Origin of the sequence: Micromonospora sp. WMMC241 (assembly GCF_027460165.1) — a bacterium.
Taxonomy (GTDB): Bacteria; Actinomycetota; Actinomycetes; order Mycobacteriales; family Micromonosporaceae; genus Micromonospora; species Micromonospora humi.
Genome location: NZ_JAPZBF010000001.1, coordinates 1,100,349 through 1,114,967 on the forward strand (window position 1 = coordinate 1,100,349; position 14,619 = coordinate 1,114,967).

16 protein-coding genes are annotated in these 14,619 nt (G+C 74.6%); 9 read left to right on the plus strand and 7 right to left on the minus strand.

Annotated features, from left to right (window positions below):
- Positions 1–114 precede the first annotated feature (114 nt).
- Positions 115–330: a hypothetical protein gene (locus tag O7598_RS05290; protein ID WP_269690264.1), complete on the plus strand. Its 216-nt coding sequence runs from the start codon at positions 115–117 to the stop codon at positions 328–330.
- Here the strand turns inward: O7598_RS05290 and O7598_RS05295 are convergent.
- Entirely contained in the window at positions 305–1,015 is a 711-nt protein-coding gene (locus O7598_RS05295) for a phosphodiesterase (RefSeq protein WP_269690265.1), read from the minus strand. The two genes, O7598_RS05290 and O7598_RS05295, sit on opposite strands and share 26 nt — an antisense overlap.
- A gap of 82 nt (positions 1,016–1,097) precedes the next feature.
- On the opposite strand from O7598_RS05295, the gene O7598_RS05300 reads away from it, so the two are divergent.
- The 6 genes from O7598_RS05300 (at position 1,098) to O7598_RS05325 (ending at position 7,956) form a co-directional block, all read left to right on the plus strand.
- A complete protein-coding gene (locus tag O7598_RS05300) occupies positions 1,098–2,390 on the plus strand; it encodes a M16 family metallopeptidase (RefSeq protein ID WP_269690266.1) in 1,293 nt (430 codons plus the stop codon).
- Positions 2,387–3,730, plus strand: coding sequence for a M16 family metallopeptidase (locus O7598_RS05305; protein WP_269690267.1), 1,344 nt, complete (start codon positions 2,387–2,389; stop codon positions 3,728–3,730). Before O7598_RS05300 ends, O7598_RS05305 begins: the two co-directional genes overlap by 4 nt.
- 110 nt (positions 3,731–3,840) lie before the next feature.
- A complete protein-coding gene (locus O7598_RS05310) occupies positions 3,841–4,863 on the plus strand; it encodes an aspartate-semialdehyde dehydrogenase (protein WP_269690268.1) in 1,023 nt (340 codons plus the stop codon).
- 82 nt (positions 4,864–4,945) lie between these two features.
- Positions 4,946–5,362, plus strand: a complete 417-nt coding sequence (locus O7598_RS05315; RefSeq protein ID WP_269690269.1) for a CBS domain-containing protein — start codon at positions 4,946–4,948, stop codon at positions 5,360–5,362.
- Positions 5,363–5,524: 162 nt separating this feature from the next.
- Positions 5,525–5,896 (plus strand): SCP2 sterol-binding domain-containing protein, encoded by a 372-nt coding sequence (locus tag O7598_RS05320; protein WP_091069422.1) that lies wholly within the window; start codon positions 5,525–5,527, stop codon positions 5,894–5,896.
- On the plus strand, positions 5,896–7,956 hold the full coding sequence (locus O7598_RS05325) for an amylo-alpha-1,6-glucosidase (RefSeq protein WP_269690270.1): 2,061 nt from the start codon (positions 5,896–5,898) through the stop codon (positions 7,954–7,956). Before O7598_RS05320 ends, O7598_RS05325 begins: the two co-directional genes overlap by 1 nt.
- 33 nt (positions 7,957–7,989) lie before the next feature.
- On the opposite strand, the gene O7598_RS05330 is transcribed toward O7598_RS05325, so the two are convergent.
- Both O7598_RS05330 and O7598_RS05335 read right to left on the minus strand, forming a co-directional pair.
- The gene (locus O7598_RS05330) at positions 7,990–8,382 is read right to left on the minus strand and encodes a VOC family protein (protein WP_269690271.1); all 393 of its coding nucleotides are present in this window, start codon (positions 8,380–8,382) and stop codon (positions 7,990–7,992) included.
- Between the two features lie 9 nt (positions 8,383–8,391).
- Positions 8,392–9,051, minus strand: coding sequence for an alpha/beta hydrolase (locus O7598_RS05335; RefSeq protein WP_269690272.1), 660 nt, complete (start codon positions 9,049–9,051; stop codon positions 8,392–8,394).
- Positions 9,052–9,150: 99 nt separating this feature from the next.
- On the opposite strand from O7598_RS05335, the gene O7598_RS05340 reads away from it, so the two are divergent.
- Entirely contained in the window at positions 9,151–9,903 is a 753-nt protein-coding gene (locus O7598_RS05340) for a lysophospholipid acyltransferase family protein (protein ID WP_269690273.1), read from the plus strand.
- A 19-nt stretch (positions 9,904–9,922) separates the two neighbouring features.
- Here O7598_RS05340 and O7598_RS05345 read toward each other — a convergent pair whose 3' ends face one another.
- The 4 genes from O7598_RS05345 to O7598_RS05360 all read right to left on the minus strand — a co-directional run bounded on the left by O7598_RS05345 (position 9,923) and on the right by O7598_RS05360 (position 13,785).
- On the minus strand, positions 9,923–10,666 hold the full coding sequence (locus O7598_RS05345) for a hypothetical protein (protein ID WP_269690274.1): 744 nt from the start codon (positions 10,664–10,666) through the stop codon (positions 9,923–9,925).
- A 74-nt stretch (positions 10,667–10,740) separates the two neighbouring features.
- Positions 10,741–11,457: a response regulator gene (locus O7598_RS05350; protein WP_269690275.1), complete on the minus strand. Its 717-nt coding sequence runs from the start codon at positions 11,455–11,457 to the stop codon at positions 10,741–10,743.
- Positions 11,427–12,623, minus strand: a complete 1,197-nt coding sequence (locus tag O7598_RS05355; protein WP_269690276.1) for a hypothetical protein — start codon at positions 12,621–12,623, stop codon at positions 11,427–11,429. Before O7598_RS05355 ends, O7598_RS05350 begins: the two co-directional genes overlap by 31 nt.
- Entirely contained in the window at positions 12,613–13,785 is a 1,173-nt protein-coding gene (locus O7598_RS05360) for a sensor histidine kinase (protein WP_269690277.1), read from the minus strand. Before O7598_RS05360 ends, O7598_RS05355 begins: the two co-directional genes overlap by 11 nt.
- A gap of 141 nt (positions 13,786–13,926) precedes the next feature.
- On the opposite strand from O7598_RS05360, the gene O7598_RS05365 reads away from it, so the two are divergent.
- The gene (locus tag O7598_RS05365; protein WP_269690278.1) at positions 13,927–14,367 is read left to right on the plus strand and encodes an Rv0361 family membrane protein; all 441 of its coding nucleotides are present in this window, start codon (positions 13,927–13,929) and stop codon (positions 14,365–14,367) included.
- Positions 14,368–14,619: the final 252 nt, after the last annotated feature.

Below are 14,619 nucleotides of genomic sequence, written 5' to 3' on the forward strand. Positions count from 1 at the left end.
CCAGCCGGCTGTCTAAACCATCGATACGAACGCGTCACGCCGGCCAGCGTACCCGACGCGCCCGGGAACGCCGCTGTCGTTCCGCGAAGCGGGACGCGGGGTATGAGGACTCTCATGAGTCACGACCAGAGCGACCAGGACCGGATCGAGTCCCGCGCCCACCTGCTGCCCGAGGAGGCGGCGGCGGGCAGCGACGACCCGCAGGCCCAGGCCGACGCGATCCTCGCCGAATCGGATCTTCGGGAGGAGGACCAGAACGCCGCCCCGGACACGGTGCTGGAGCACCGCACCTCCGCCGAGACCGTCAACCCCGTCGAGCCACCCGACTGACCGCGACGCCCCGGCCCCGACGCGACCCCCGGTAACCGGCGTCCCGCAGCCGGGCCAGCGGGCCGGCCAGCCGCAGGCCCGGCGGCACGTTCCCGATCGGGTCGAAGGCCAGCGCGGCGTCCTCCCGGGCGCCGCGCCGGGCGCTCAGCCGTACCTCGCCGAACGGCCGCCACGGCCCCACCGCCGAGGCCACCGCGAGCACCAGCCGGGGCTCGTCGCCGGCCACCGCCGCGTCGGCCTCGGCGAGCGTGCGACCAAGGTCGGGTGAGTCCGGGTCGGCCAGCGCGGCCAGGAACAACCGCCGCGCCCCGGCCCGGAACGACATGATCGAGGTGTACGTCCCGGTGAAGCGCCGCCGGGGCAGCGGCAGGTTCCGCAGCACCGGCGCCGCCCCGCTGGAACTCACCAGCAGGTCCACCGGCGGCTCCGGATCCCGGTGCAGCCGGACCGCCACGCCCAGCACGTCCGGCCAGCCGGCCGGCGTCGGCGTCCCCTTCGACAGGCGGACCGTGGCCGGCCAGCGACCGGGCCGGTCCAGCAGCGGCACCCCGGTGGGCGGTCCCGGCGTACCCCAGATCAGCACGTCGGCGGCGAAGACGCGGCCGGCGGGATGCAGCAGTCGGGCGTGCCGGAGCCGGGCCAGCGCGGCGGCGGCACGTTCGACGGCGGAGGGTGCGGGGGTCATGCCGACCTGGGTACCCCGTCGCGCGACGACGACGCGGACCGGGCGTCCCCTTTCCGCCCACCGGATCGGATAGCGTCGTGCCATGCCCGACAGCGGTTTCCCCTGGCCGATCGAGACGACCCGACTGGACAACGGCCTGCGTGTGGTGGTGAGCGAGGACCGCACCGCACCGGCCGTGGCGGTCAACCTCTGGTACGACGTGGGTTCCCGCCACGAACCGGCGGGCCAGACCGGCTTCGCCCACCTCTTCGAGCACCTGATGTTCGAGGGCTCGGTGAACGTGGCGAAGACCGAGCACATGAAGCTGATCCAGGGCGCCGGCGGCTCGCTCAACGCGACCACCAACCCGGACCGGACCAACTACTTCGAGACGGTCCCGGCCGAGCACCTGGAGCTGGCGCTCTGGCTGGAGGCCGACCGGATGGGCGGCCTGGTGCCGGCGCTGACCCAGGAGACGCTGGACAACCAGCGTGACGTGGTGAAGAACGAGCGGCGGCAGCGCTACGAGAACGTGCCGTACGGCGACGCCTGGCTGCGGCTGCTGCCGCTGCTCTATCCGCCCGGCCACCCCTACCACCACGCCACGATCGGCTCGATGGCCGACCTGAACGCCGCCGACCTGGCCACCTTCCAGGCGTTCCACAGCACCTACTACGCGCCGAACAACGCGGTCCTGACCGTGGTCGGCGACACCACCGCGGCCGAGGTGTTCGCGCTGGCCGACAAATACTTCGGCGGCCTGGCGCCGCGGCCGGACATCCCGGCCGCCCCGGACGGGCGCGCGGTGCCGGCGACCGGCCGTCCGGCGGTGGAGACGGTCACCGCCGACGTGCCCGCCCCCCGCGTCTACCTGGCGCACCGCACCCACCCGTTCGGCGACCCCGGCTACGACGTGACAACGGTCCTCGCCACCGTGCTCGGCAGCGGCCGGGGCAGCCGGCTCTACCAGCGGCTCGCCGACGGCGAGCGGATCGCCCAGCCGGACCTGGTCGGCGCGTACGGCGTCGACCTGGCGTACGCGCCCGCCCCGCTGATCGCCACCGCCACCGCCCGCCCCGGCGTGACCGCCGAGCGGCTGCGCGACGGGCTGGCCGAGGTGGTCGACGAGCTGGCCACCGTGCCGGTGACGGCCGCCGAGCTGGACCGGGCCAAGGCGCTGCTGAGCACCATGTGGTGGCGGCAGATGTCCACGGTGGACGGTCGCGCCGACACGCTCGGCCGCTACGCCACCCAGTTCGGCGACCCGGCCACGGCCGCCGACCGGCTGCCCGGCTGGCTGGCCGTCACCGCCGAGCAGATCGCCGGGCAGGCCGCCGAGCTGTTCGGCGCCGACGACCGGGTGATCCTGACCTACCTGCCCGAGGAGACCTCATGACGCTGATCGCCACCCGTCCCGGTCCCGGCGCCGCCCGCGCCTACCGGTTCCCCCAGGTGGTCCGGCGGACGGTCGCCGGCGGGCAGGTCGTCGCCGCGCACCTGCCGGGGCAGAACCTCGCCGTCGCGCTGCTGCTGCTCGACGGCGGCGCGGGCCGGGAGCCGGTCGGCAAGGAGGGCCTCGGCGCGGTGCTGGCCAAGGCGCTGGAGGAGGGCACCGCGCAGCGGGACGCCACCGCGTACGCGCTGGCGATCGAGGCGCTCGGCACCGAGCTGGTGAGCGGGCTCGACTGGGACTCGTTCCAGGTCAGCGTGCAGGTCCCGGTGGGCCGGCTGAGTGCCGCGGTGGAGTTGATGGCCGAGGCGGTCCGCACGCCGCGCCTCGACCCGGCCGACGTGCTGCGGGTCCGTGACGACGAGGCGACCGCGCTGCGGATGGACTGGGCCAACCCGGGCCCCCGCGCCGACGCGGTGCTGCGCGCCGACCTGTTCGGCGCCGAGCACCGGTGGGGGCGCCCGCTCTACGGCGACCCGGAGAGCGTGGCCGCGCTGGAGGTGGACGACGTCACGGTCTTCCACTCCGAGTGGTTCATCCGTCCCGGCACCCTCGTGGTCGCCGGCGACCTGGACCGGATCGACCTGGACGCGCTCGGCGCGGCGGCGTTCGCCGGCACCGGCGGTGGTCCGGTGGACCGGGGCGGCCCGATCGAGGTGCCGCTGGCCGACCGGCGGCGGATCATCCTGGTGGACCGGCCCGGCTCGGTGCAGTCCACGCTGCGGCTGGGCCACCCGTCGCCGCACCGTGCCCACCCCGACCACGTGCCGATGACGCTCGCCGGCACGGTGCTCGGCGGCGCGTTCACCTCCCGCCTCAACCACCTGATCCGCGAGGTGCGCGGCTACACGTACGGGATCCGCGGCGACTTCGCCTCGTCCCGGCGCTTCGGCCGGTTCGCGGTCAGCTCCGGCGTGCAGACCGCGGTGACCGCGCCGGCGCTCGTCGAGTCGGTGGGCGAGGTCTCGCGGACCCGGCTCACCGGGGTGACCGAGGAGGAGCTGGAGGTGGCCCGCTCGTGGCGGGCCGGCCAGCTCTCGGTCGAGCTGCAGAGCCCGCGGGCGATCGCGTCGGCGCTGACCACGCTGGTGGTGCACGACCTGCCGGACGACTACCACGCCCGGCTGCGCGAGGCGCTGCTCGCGGCCACCGTGGAGGAGGTCTCCGCGGCGGCCGCGGCGCACCTGCACCCGGAGGCGCTGTCCCTCGTCGTCGAGGGGGACGCGGCGGTGATCCGGGACGAGCTGGTGGCCGCCGGCCTCGGCGACGTGGTCGACCACGCGTGACCACGCGTGACCGGGCGGGGGCGGCGGGATCGATGTGATTCCCGTCGCCCCGGCCCGCGCGCTGGGAAAGGCTTCCCGCCCGCGCGGCTCGGCTGGGTAGCCTCGCGGGCATGAGGATCGGCATTGTGGGTGCCACCGGCCAGGTCGGTGGCGTGATGCGGCAGGTGCTGGCGGAGCGCGACTTCCCGGCGGAGCAGGTGCGGTTGTTCGCCTCGGCCCGGTCGGCCGGGCGGGCGCTGCCCTGGCGCGACGGCGAGGTGACCGTCGAGGACGCGGCCACCGCGGACTACCGCGGTCTGGACATCGTGCTCTTCTCGGCCGGCAAGGGCACCGCGAAGGAGCTGGCGCCCCGGGTCGCCGCGGCCGGCGCCGTGGTGATCGACAACTCGTCCGCGTACCGGATGGACCCCGAGGTGCCGCTGGTCGTCGCCGAGGTCAACCCGCACGCGATCGCCGACCGGCCCAAGGGCATCGTGGCCAACCCCAACTGCACCACGATGGCCGCCATGCCGGTGCTGCGTCCGCTGCACGCCGAGGCCGAGCTGGTCGGCCTGGTGGTCGCCACCTACCAGGCGGTCTCCGGCGCCGGCCTGGCCGGCGTGGCCGAGCTGGACGAACAGGTCCGCAAGGTGGCCGAGGACGCGAGCGCACTCGCGTTCGACGGCTCGGCGGTCGAGTTCCCGGCCCCGCGCTCGTTCGCCCGCCCGATCGCCTTCAACGTGCTCCCGCTGGCCGGCTCGATCGTCGACGACGGCTCGTTCGAGACCGACGAGGAGCAGAAGCTGCGCAACGAGAGCCGCAAGATCCTCCAGATCCCCGGGTTGAAGGTCTCCGGCACCTGCGTGCGGGTGCCGGTCTTCACCGGTCACTCGTTGCAGATCAACGCCCGCTTCGCCCGTCCGATCGACCCGGCCCGGGCCCGGGAGCTGCTCGACGGCGCGCCAGGGGTGGCGTTGAGCGACGTGCCCACCCCGCTGGAGGCGGCCGGCCAGGACCCGACGTACGTGGGACGGATCCGGGTTGACGAGACGGTCGAGCACGGGCTGGCGCTGTTCTGCGCCAACGACAACCTGCGCAAGGGCGCCGCGCTCAACGCCGTGCAGCTCGCCGAGCTGGTCGCCGCCGGGCGCTGAGCCCCGCGCGGGGTCGGTCGCGCCGGTTACCCCGCCTCGGGCGGCGGGTAGACCGCGGTGCCGACACCGAGAGGGGAGCACCATGACAACGGTCGGAGAGTTCATGACGACCCGGTTGGTGACGATGGACGGCAACGACACGCTCGCCGCGGCGGCCCAGGAGATGCGCGACAGCGCCATCGGCGACGTGGTGGTGACCGACGGCGACAACGTGGTCGGCATCGTCACGGACCGGGACATCACGGTCCGGGGCGTCGCCGAGGACCGGAACCCCGCCACCACCCGGCTCAACGAGATCACCAGCAAGGACGTGGTGACGGTCAGCCAGAACGACGACGCGGTGGCCGCCGCCGACCTGATGCGCACGTACGCCGTCCGCCGGCTCCCGGTGATCGAGGACGGCAAGCTGATCGGCCTGGTCTCGATGGGTGACCTGGCGGTCGAGCGGGAACCCCAGTCGGTGCTCGCGGACATCAGCGCCGACGACCCCAACAACTGACCGTCCGCCGCGGTGACGCCGGCCCCCGGTTCGGGGGCCGGCGTCTCGCGTGTCCGGCCCGGCGGCGCCCTCACCCGATCCGGGCGAGGTTGACCCGGGACCCGCCGGGGACCCGTGCTGACGACGGGGAGGCCGCTGGCATCGCGGGAGGAGTCGCCTTCGATGGTGGACATGACCACGAGATTCTTCGAGGACCTGGATCGGCGGGGGTTCGAGCCGCTACTGGTCAAGACATCCGGAACGCTCCGGTTCGACCTGCACGAGGGCGCGCAGACCACGCACTGGCTGCTGGAGATCGACCGGGGCAACCTGCGGGTCCGGCAGGAGGACGGTGAGGCGGACACCGTGGTCGGCACCGACCCCCGACTCTTCGGCGCGCTCGTCGACGGCGAGGAGAACGCCATCGCGGCGCTGCTGCGCGGCGACATGACCGTCGTCGGTGACCTGCGGCTCGTCCTCCAGATCGAGCGCGTCTTCCCCGGTCCGCCGGACTCCCGCGGGCCGCACCACGCCTTTGCCAGGAGGGCCGCCTGATGGCCGGTACCAACACCGTCCGGATCCTGGACGGCAACACGTTCGTGGTCTCCGAGGACACCGGTGACATCGAGGCCACCCCGAGCGAGCCGACCGGTCTCTTCTCGCTCGACACCCGGTACCTCTCGAAGTGGGTGCTCACGGTCAACGGTGAGCGGCTCAACGCGCTCTCCTACGACGACCTCCAGTACTACGAGGCCCGCTTCTTCCTGGTGCCGGGCATGGCGACGCACTATGTCGACGCGAAACTGTCGATCATCCGGGAACGGGTGGTGGGCGGCAGCTTCCGGGAGACGCTGACCATCCTCAACCACGACGAGAAGGCGGTCGACCTGGAGATCCGGATGGACGCCGGCTCCGACTTCGCCGACCTCTTCCAGGTCAAGGACGAGATCCTCAACAAGAAGGGCGAGCTGTACGCCGAGGCGGAACCGGACCGGCTGCGACTGGGCTACCGGCGGGGGAACTTCAAGCGGGAGACGGTCGTCTCCACCAACCAGCCGGCCCGCTACGACAACCGGGGTTTCGCCTTCAGCATCCACCTGGAGCCCAACGAGCAGTGGAACGTCCTCATCGACGTGCAGACGTTCGCCATCGGGCCCGGCGGCCGGGACCTGCGGATCGGGTTGCGGGCGCACGGCACCGAGCGGCTCGCGCTCCAGCACGACCTGGAGGAGTGGATCGAGAAGGCGCCGAAGGTGAACAGCGAGCACGGCCGGGTCGCCGCGACCTATCGGCGGAGCCTGGTCGACCTGGCGGCGTTGCGCTTCTCGCCGCTGTCGCTCGGCGGGCAGACGCTGCCCGCGGCCGGGCTGCCCTGGTTCATGACCATGTTCGGTCGGGACAGCATCCTCACCTGCCTCCAGGTGCTGCCGTTCGCGCCCGAGATGTCGAAGACCACGCTGCGCATCCTCGGGGCCCTCCAGGGCACCCGGTTCGACGACTTCCGGGACGAGGACCCGGGTCGGATCCTGCACGAGATGCGCTACGGCGAGACCGCCGCGTTCGAGGAGCAACCGCACTCGCCCTACTACGGCTCGGTGGACGCCACCCCGCTGTTCGTGGTGCTGCTCGACGAGTACGAGCGGTGGAGCGGCGACGTGGCGCTGGTCAAGGAGCTGGAACGGGAGTGCCGTGCCGCGCTGAGGTGGATCGACGACTACGCCGACCTGGTCGGCAACGGCTACATCTGGTACGAGCGGCGCAACACCGACACCGGCCTGGAGAACCAGTGCTGGAAGGACTCCTGGGACTCCGTCTCGTACGCCGACGGCTCGCTGCCGCCGTTCCCGCGGGCGAGCTGCGAGGTGCAGGGGTACGCGTACGACGCGAAGATCCGGGCCGCCCGGATGGCCCGGGAGTTCTGGGGTGACCCCGGGTACGCCGAGCAGCTGGAACGCGAGGCGGCGGAGCTGAAGGCACGGTTCAACCGGGACTGGTGGGTCGAGGAGGGCGGGTTCTACGCGCTCGCGCTGGATCCGCAGGGGCGCAAGTGCGACGTGCTCAGCTCCAACATCGGCCACCTGCTGTGGAGCGGCATCGTCGACGACGAGCGGGCGCCGCAGATCGCCGAGCACCTCATCGGGCCGCGCCTGTGGTCCGGCTGGGGGGTGCGGACGCTTGCCGAGGGCGAGGTCCGCTACAACCCGATCGGCTACCACAACGGCGCGATCTGGCCGTTCGACAACTCGTTCGTCGCCTGGGGCCTGCGCCGCTACGGCTTCGCCGAGGAGGCGGCCACGGTGGCGAACGGGATCCTGGACGCGGCGACCTACTTCGACGGTCGACTGCCCGAGGCGTTCGGCGGCTACCACCGGGAGCTGACGAAGTTCCCGGTGGAGTATCCGACCGCGTGCAGCCCGCAGGCCTGGTCGACCGGGGCGCCGCTGCTGCTGATCCGGACCATGCTGGGGCTGGAGCCGCACGAGGGTCACCTGGCGGTGGACCCGCGGCTGCCGGTGGGCATGGGACGGATCGAGGTGCTGGACATCCCGGGCCGGTGGGGCCGGGTGGACGCGTTCGCCCGGGGCCGACTGGACCTGCACAACCTGGCGGGCTGACCTGCCGGCTGTCCCGGCCCGGCCCGGCCGCGCTCAGTGGCCGGGCGACGGCTCGGCGGCGTGCGCCTCGTGCGGGGGCAGCAGGCAGAACTCGTTGCCCTCCGGGTCGGCCAGCACGGTCCAGCGGGGCAGCTCGCGGACCACCGTCGCGCCCGCCTCCAGCACCGCGGCCCGTTCCTCGGCGTCGCCGACCAGGTCCAGGTGGATCAGGCCGGGCGCGGGCAGGTCACCGGCCGGGCTGATCCACAGGTCCGGCCGCCGCCGGTGCGGGTCGCGCAGCAGCACCGCCTCGGTCGGCCCGAGCGTCCGGTCGGCGAGCTTCGCGTGGTCCTCGTCGACCACCGGCAGCCCGCTGACCGCGCTCCAGAACGGGGCGAGCAGGTAGGGATCGCGGCAGTGGATGACGATTGCGGCGAGATCGGGCATGCCTCGAACCTAGTGGGCGGGGACCGCCGGCAGGACGCTGTCCAGGAACGTGGCGGCGACCGCACGCAGATCCGGCCGGGCCAGGTCGAGCGCGTGCCCGCCGTGGGTGAGCCACAGGTGGGTCGGGTGGCCGGCGGCGAGCAGGCGACCGGCCAGCTCGACCGCCTGGGCGGCCGGCACCGGGACGTCGTCGCGCCCCTGCACCAGCAGCACCGGCACCCCGGAGCCGAGATGGTGGGCCACGGTGGCGTCGGCGGTGGCCGGGTCGCCCGCAGCCGGCGGGTGCCCGAGCAGGTCGGTCCACGGGTCGTCGCCGGGTGGACGGTGGCGCCGCTGCTCCGGGTCGAGCGGGTCCACCGGCGCCCAGTACGCCAGCACGCCCGCCACGTCACCCGGCCGGTCCACCCCGCGCAGCCCCAGGTGCAGGGCGAGCATCGCGCCGGCCGAGTCGCCGCCGACCAGCAGCGGCAGGCCGCCCGCCGCGGCCCGGGCGGCCCGCGCGGCGGCGCGGACGTCGTCGAGCTGCGCCGGCCAGTGCGCCTCGTGCGAGAACCGGTGGGTCGCGGCGACCACCCGCAGGCCGAGCGACGCCAGCGCGGCGCCGTCCTCGTCGGAGCGGGCCCGCCATCCGCCGCCGTGGATCCAGAGCAGCACGCCGCGTTCGGTCATCGGCCCATCGTGGCCTCGTCAGGGCCGGTCCGCGACCCCGGTCTGCTCAGGGCAGAGCGTCCCTACGGTCGGGTAACCTACTCGGGGTAAAGTAACGGGATGCCGGAACTCGTGTACCCGCCCGTGATCACCGCCGCCAAGACGATGTTCCGCGCTCTCGACCTGCGCCTGGACGTGCGGGGCAGCGAGCACGTGCCCGCCACCGGCGGGGCGGTGCTGGCGTCCAACCACGTGAGCTACCTCGACTTCATCTTCTGCGGCTACGGCGCGCACGAGTCCCGCCGGCTGGTCCGGTTCATGGCCAAGGAGAGCGTCTTCCGGCACCGGGTCTCCGGTCCGCTGATGCGCGGCATGAAGCACATCCCGGTCAACCGCGCCGCCGGCGCCGGGTCGTACGCCGCCGCGGTCGGCGCGCTGCGCCAGGGTGAGGTGGTCGGCGTCTTCCCGGAGGCGACGATCAGCCGCTCCTTCACCGTCAAGGACCTCAAGAACGGCGCGGCCCGGATGGCGCAGGAGGCCGCCGTGCCGCTGCTGCCGGTGGCGCTCTGGGGCACCCAGCGGCTCTGGACCAAGGGTCGCCCGCGCACCCTGACCCGCCGGCACACCCCGATCACCATCCTGGTGGGCGAGCCGATGGACCCGGCCGCCTACCCGGACGCCACCGCCCTCACCGCCGAGCTGCGCACCCGGCTGTCGGCGCTCGTCGACCGCGCCCAGCGGGACTACCCGGAGCAGCCGGCCGGCCCGGACGACGCCTGGTGGCAGCCGGCCCACCTGGGCGGCGCCGCGCCCACCCCGGAGCAGGCCGCCGAGCTGGACCGCTCCGACCGCCGCTCCCGCAGCGCCTCCTGACCGCCGCCCGACGGGCGGGTCAGCAGGCGGAGCCGGGCAGGTCCCGGGCCGGGGCGTCGAGCCGTGGCCAGTCCGTCGCCTCCGCCACCGGCTGGCGGTAGTAGTCGTCGCGGGAGAGGAACTCCACCGGCAGCGAGCCGGGCAGCGTCACCGCGCCCAGCGTCGGGCCGGGGGAGGCGGCCACCCGGGTGGCGAGGGCGTCCCGCTCCGGCGGGGACAGGTCCACCAGGTCGGGGTGGGCCAGCCGGAACCCGGCCACCGAGCGGCGTACCTGCCGGGCCAGCGCGGTGACCAGGTCGACCGGGCCGGTGAGCGCCAGCGCCGGCTGCCGGATGGTGCGCAACGCGTCGCAGACCACGCGCAGCTCCACCGCGTCGTCGCCGACCTCGGCCAGCTCCAGCCGGGACGGCCACTGCCAGCGGATCTGACCGCTGACCAGGCGGGACAGCCGGACCGGGCGCCGGTGCCGGGCGCCGGTCGGGCCGTCCCGCCCGGGGACCAGGGACAGCTCGGGGCCGGTGCACACGTAGGCCAGCCGTCGGTCGGTCACGGTGACCGACGCCGGGTCGGGCAGCGCCCAGCAGCGTACGTCCTCGGTGGGGCCGAGCAGGTGGCCGGCGACCGACAGCCGGTGCTGGCCGAGCAGCCGTTCGCCCGGCTCGGGCACCAGCGCGTAGCGCCGGTCGAGCAGCGGACGGGTGGGATCGTCGTCGGCGTCGAAGCGGTGTGGCCCGATGAAGAAGGGTGCGGCGTCCTCCGGCACGGTACGACCTCCCGGTGACGGTTGGCGGTACCGGTGAGCCTGCCCGATTCCTGGGGTGATTGTCATGACACCCGTTAGGGGGTCGGCCGGTCGGCCGACGCCTGCGACCGGTAGATGCCGATATCTTCCGGTCGGACGAGGCCGTCCTCGATCGCGCGGGCGAGCAGGGCCGCCTTGGAGGCCGCCGGACGGCCCGCCCGGGTGTATTTGATCCGCGCCCGGTCCACGTACTGCTTGACGGTGTGCTCGCTGATCTGCATCCGGCGCGCCACCGACGCCTTCGACATCGACTGGAACCACAGCAGCAGCGCCTCGCGCTCCTTGTCCGACAGGGCCGGCCGGTCCGGGCGGGCATCGCCGACCATCGCGCCGGCCAGTGCCGGCGGCACGTACGGGCGGTCGCTCGCCGCCGCGAGCACGGTGCCCACGCAGTGCTCCCGCCCCTCGTGCTTGGCCAGGAACGCCACCGCACCCGCGTCCAGGGCGGCCAGCATGGTCTGCGGGTCGGTGTGCTCGGAGTAGACCACCACGCGCCGCCCGGCCGCGCTCAGCTCGGCCAGCTTGTCGAGCACCATCCGCCCGTGCAGCCGCAGGTCGAGCAGGACCACCTCGGCGTCCGGCGCGGCCCGCAGCACCGCGTCCGGGTCGTCGCCGGTCGCCAGCACCCGCAGCCGCGGCTCGGTGGCCAGCCAGGCGCGCACCCCGTCGATCACCACCGGGTGGTCGTCGACGATCGCCACCCCGATCGGGTGCCCGGCGTTCACGTCCGCCGCCAGCGGGTCTGCGTCCATCTGATCTCCCCGTCCCGCTCGTGCAGGCGCTCCACCGGGCCGTCGCCGCCGGCCGGCGCCACGGAGTCGTCCGGGCCGTCGTGATCCGGCGTCACCAGGCTGACCATCACCTCGTCCGGGTTGGCGACCACGGTCAGCCGGGCCCAGCCGCGGGCGCCGGCGAGCGCGGCGGTGAGCGGGTCGGCCAGCCCTCGGCGCACGTCGACCGGCAGTTCCGGCGGCGTACCGACCGCGATCAGCTCGATCGGCAGGCCGTTCCGTTCGGCCAGGTCGGCGGCGGCGCGCAACTCGTGCAGCAGCGGGTCGGGCACGTCGTCGGACTCGGCGATCAGCCGGCGCAGCCGGGCGGCGGCCAGCACCGCGCGCCGGCGTACCGCCGGGTCGGCCGGGTCGGCGTCGCCGGCCGCCAACGCCGCCAGCACCTCCTCGGCGGTGCCGCTGACCAGGGCGAGCCGGGCCTGCCGCTCGCCCTGGGCGCGCTCGGCCGCCTCCCGCTCCGCGGCCACCGCCAGCGCCGCCGCGGCGGTGCCGGCCCGGTCCCGGGCCAGCCCGGTGAGTGCCGCCGCGCCGGCGAACACCGCCACCGGCAGCGTGGAGGTGCCGTAGACGTACATCGCGTAGCGGCTCAGGTCGGCCGGTGCGGTCGCGCCGTGCAGCACCACCGCCACCAGCGCGATCGTCGCGTGCGCCGCGAGCAGGACCAGCAGCCAACGCACCGGACGCTGCCAGAGCACCAGCAGGAAGAACCAGGCCAGCCCGCCCCACACCCAGTTGGCGGTGGTGAACAGGAACCGCTCGCCGGCCGCCGCGAAGACCGCCGCGTCGACCACCAGCAGCGCCGCGGCCAACCGCCGGGCCGGGGGCAGCCCGCCGCGCAGCAGGCGTACGCCGGTGGCGACGCCGACCAGCGCGGTCACCAGCCATCCGCCCGCCACCACCGCCGGGGCGGCCATCCCGGGCCCCGCCGCCAGCACCGCCGGCAGCCCGATCACCAGGTGCCAGGCCAGCGCGATGACGACCGCGACGAGCCGGGCGCCCCGGTCCGACGCGTCCGCCACGGCGTGCGCCTCCGGCGGTGCGGCGGCCGATCCGGCGCGCGCGAACACCCGGGGCCGGGGGAGCGGCGCCGGGCGGGTGGTCACCGCCATCGGGGACTCAGTCGCCATCCGACCACTCCAGCCGGACCCGGGTACCCGCGCCAGGGGCGGAGGTCACCACCGCCCGACCGTCCACCGTGGCCATCCGCCCGTGGATCGACTCGCGCAGCCCGTACCGGTGGGCCGGGACCGTCGCCGGGTCGAAGCCCGGACCGTCGTCGGCCACCTCGACCACCACGGCGCCGCCCTCGCGGGCCAGGCGCAGCGCGGTGGTCGCGCCCGGCGCGTGCCGCACCACGTTGGCCAGCGCGGCGGCGGCGCTGTCGGCGAGCGCCGCGGCGACCTCCGCCGGCACCCGGCACGGCGGCAGCGTCGCGGTCACCCGCAGCTCCGGCAGCCCGGCGAGGACCGTGCGCAGCCGCTCGTCCAGGTCCGCCTCGCCGGACGCGGCCCGCGCGCCGGCCAGCGCGCCGAGGGTACGCAGATCGGCCGCGCACCGCTCGCGCAGCGCCGCCGAGCCACCGGGGATCGCGCCGAGCCCGACCATGGTCAGCGTGCCGAGGACGGTGTCGTGCAGGTCCCGGTTGTGCCGCCGTTCCGCCTCGCGGGCGGTGCGCGCCACCACCGCCTCGTGCGACAACCGCCGGTAGTCGGCGAACGCGGCATCGCCCCGGCCGATCCAGCGGCGCATCACCGCGGTCATCACCGCCGTGCAGCCGGTCTGCACCAGCAGCGTGCCGGTGTGCGCCCGCGCCTCGACCGGGTTCCCGGCCAGCGTGGCGCCGGTCGCGTAGGCGGCGGTGACCAGCAGGCCGGCCGGCACCGACCAGCGGGCCGGTGCGGTGGCCTGTGCGTTGATCACCGTGGTGCTGGCCAGCACCGCGACCCAGCTCGCCTCGCCGGGCAGCACCTCCGGCGCGACCAGCCAACCGAGGGCCAGCGCGGTGGCGGTGGTGAGCGCCACGTCGCCGGCCACCAGCGCGACGCCGATGCCGTGCCGGAACGCGCGGACGGCGTACCAGCCGGACCACGCGGTGAGCGCGACGACGGCCGGGACCAGCAGCGCCACCCGCACCGGCGGCGTCCGCACCGACAGGGCGACCACCGCGCCGACCAGCCCGCAGGTGAGCCGGAGCAGCGCCGGCAGGGTGGTGAAGATCAGCGTGAACGCGCCGCCCGCGGGACGGTCCAGTGGGGACCGGGGCAGGGTCGTGGCGGCAGCCACCGGCATCGGGGAGGTGTCCTTCCGGCAGCGACCCGGCCGGGTCCGCACGGCATAGATTGACGCCGGAGAATAACATGCTTTGTCGGAACCGGTCACCCTCGGTGCGCGGCGCGTCGACGGGTTGTCCGAGGCTCCTACCCTGCGGTCATGGCGTACGAGCCGGCCATGGTGCCGCCCAAGAAGTCCAAGCGGACGCTGTTCATCGTGCTGGGTGTGGTGCTCGCCCTCTGCTGTACGGGCGGCGTGGTCGGTGGCTTCGTGTTCTACCGCGTGGTCCAGGACGCCACCGGGCCGGCCCGCGCCACCGCCGACACGTTCTCCGCCGCCGTGGTCGCCCGCGACTACCCCACCGCGTACGGGCAGCTCTGCGCCCAGGTGCGCGACCGACTCGGCGAGGCGGACTTCGCCCGGCAGCAGGCCGCCCAGCCGGAGCTGACCGGCTACGAGATCCTCGGGGTGAACGTCATGAACAACAACGGCCGGGTGCACGGGTCGGCGAACGTCCGCTTCACCCCGCGCGACGGAGTCGCCATCACCCAGGTCCTCCCGCTGGTCAAGGAGGACGGGGACTGGCGGGTCTGCGACTGAGCCATTCCAGGGCGGTCTCGGCGTGCAGCGCGGCCACGTCGGACGCCGCCGAAGCGACGTCGCGACCCGGTGCGGGCGGGGTGCCGACGTTCGGTGTGCCGTCTCGGCCACCATGAGCGGAGCCTGACGGCGGTCAGTGACCGTCCCGCCGTGCGTGCCTTTCGAGCTGATGTCAGGAACGACTCGACGGGCGGGGCGGCCCACCGCGCCCCATGGGCAACCGTGGGTGGAACGTGATGGGTGTCTGCGCGG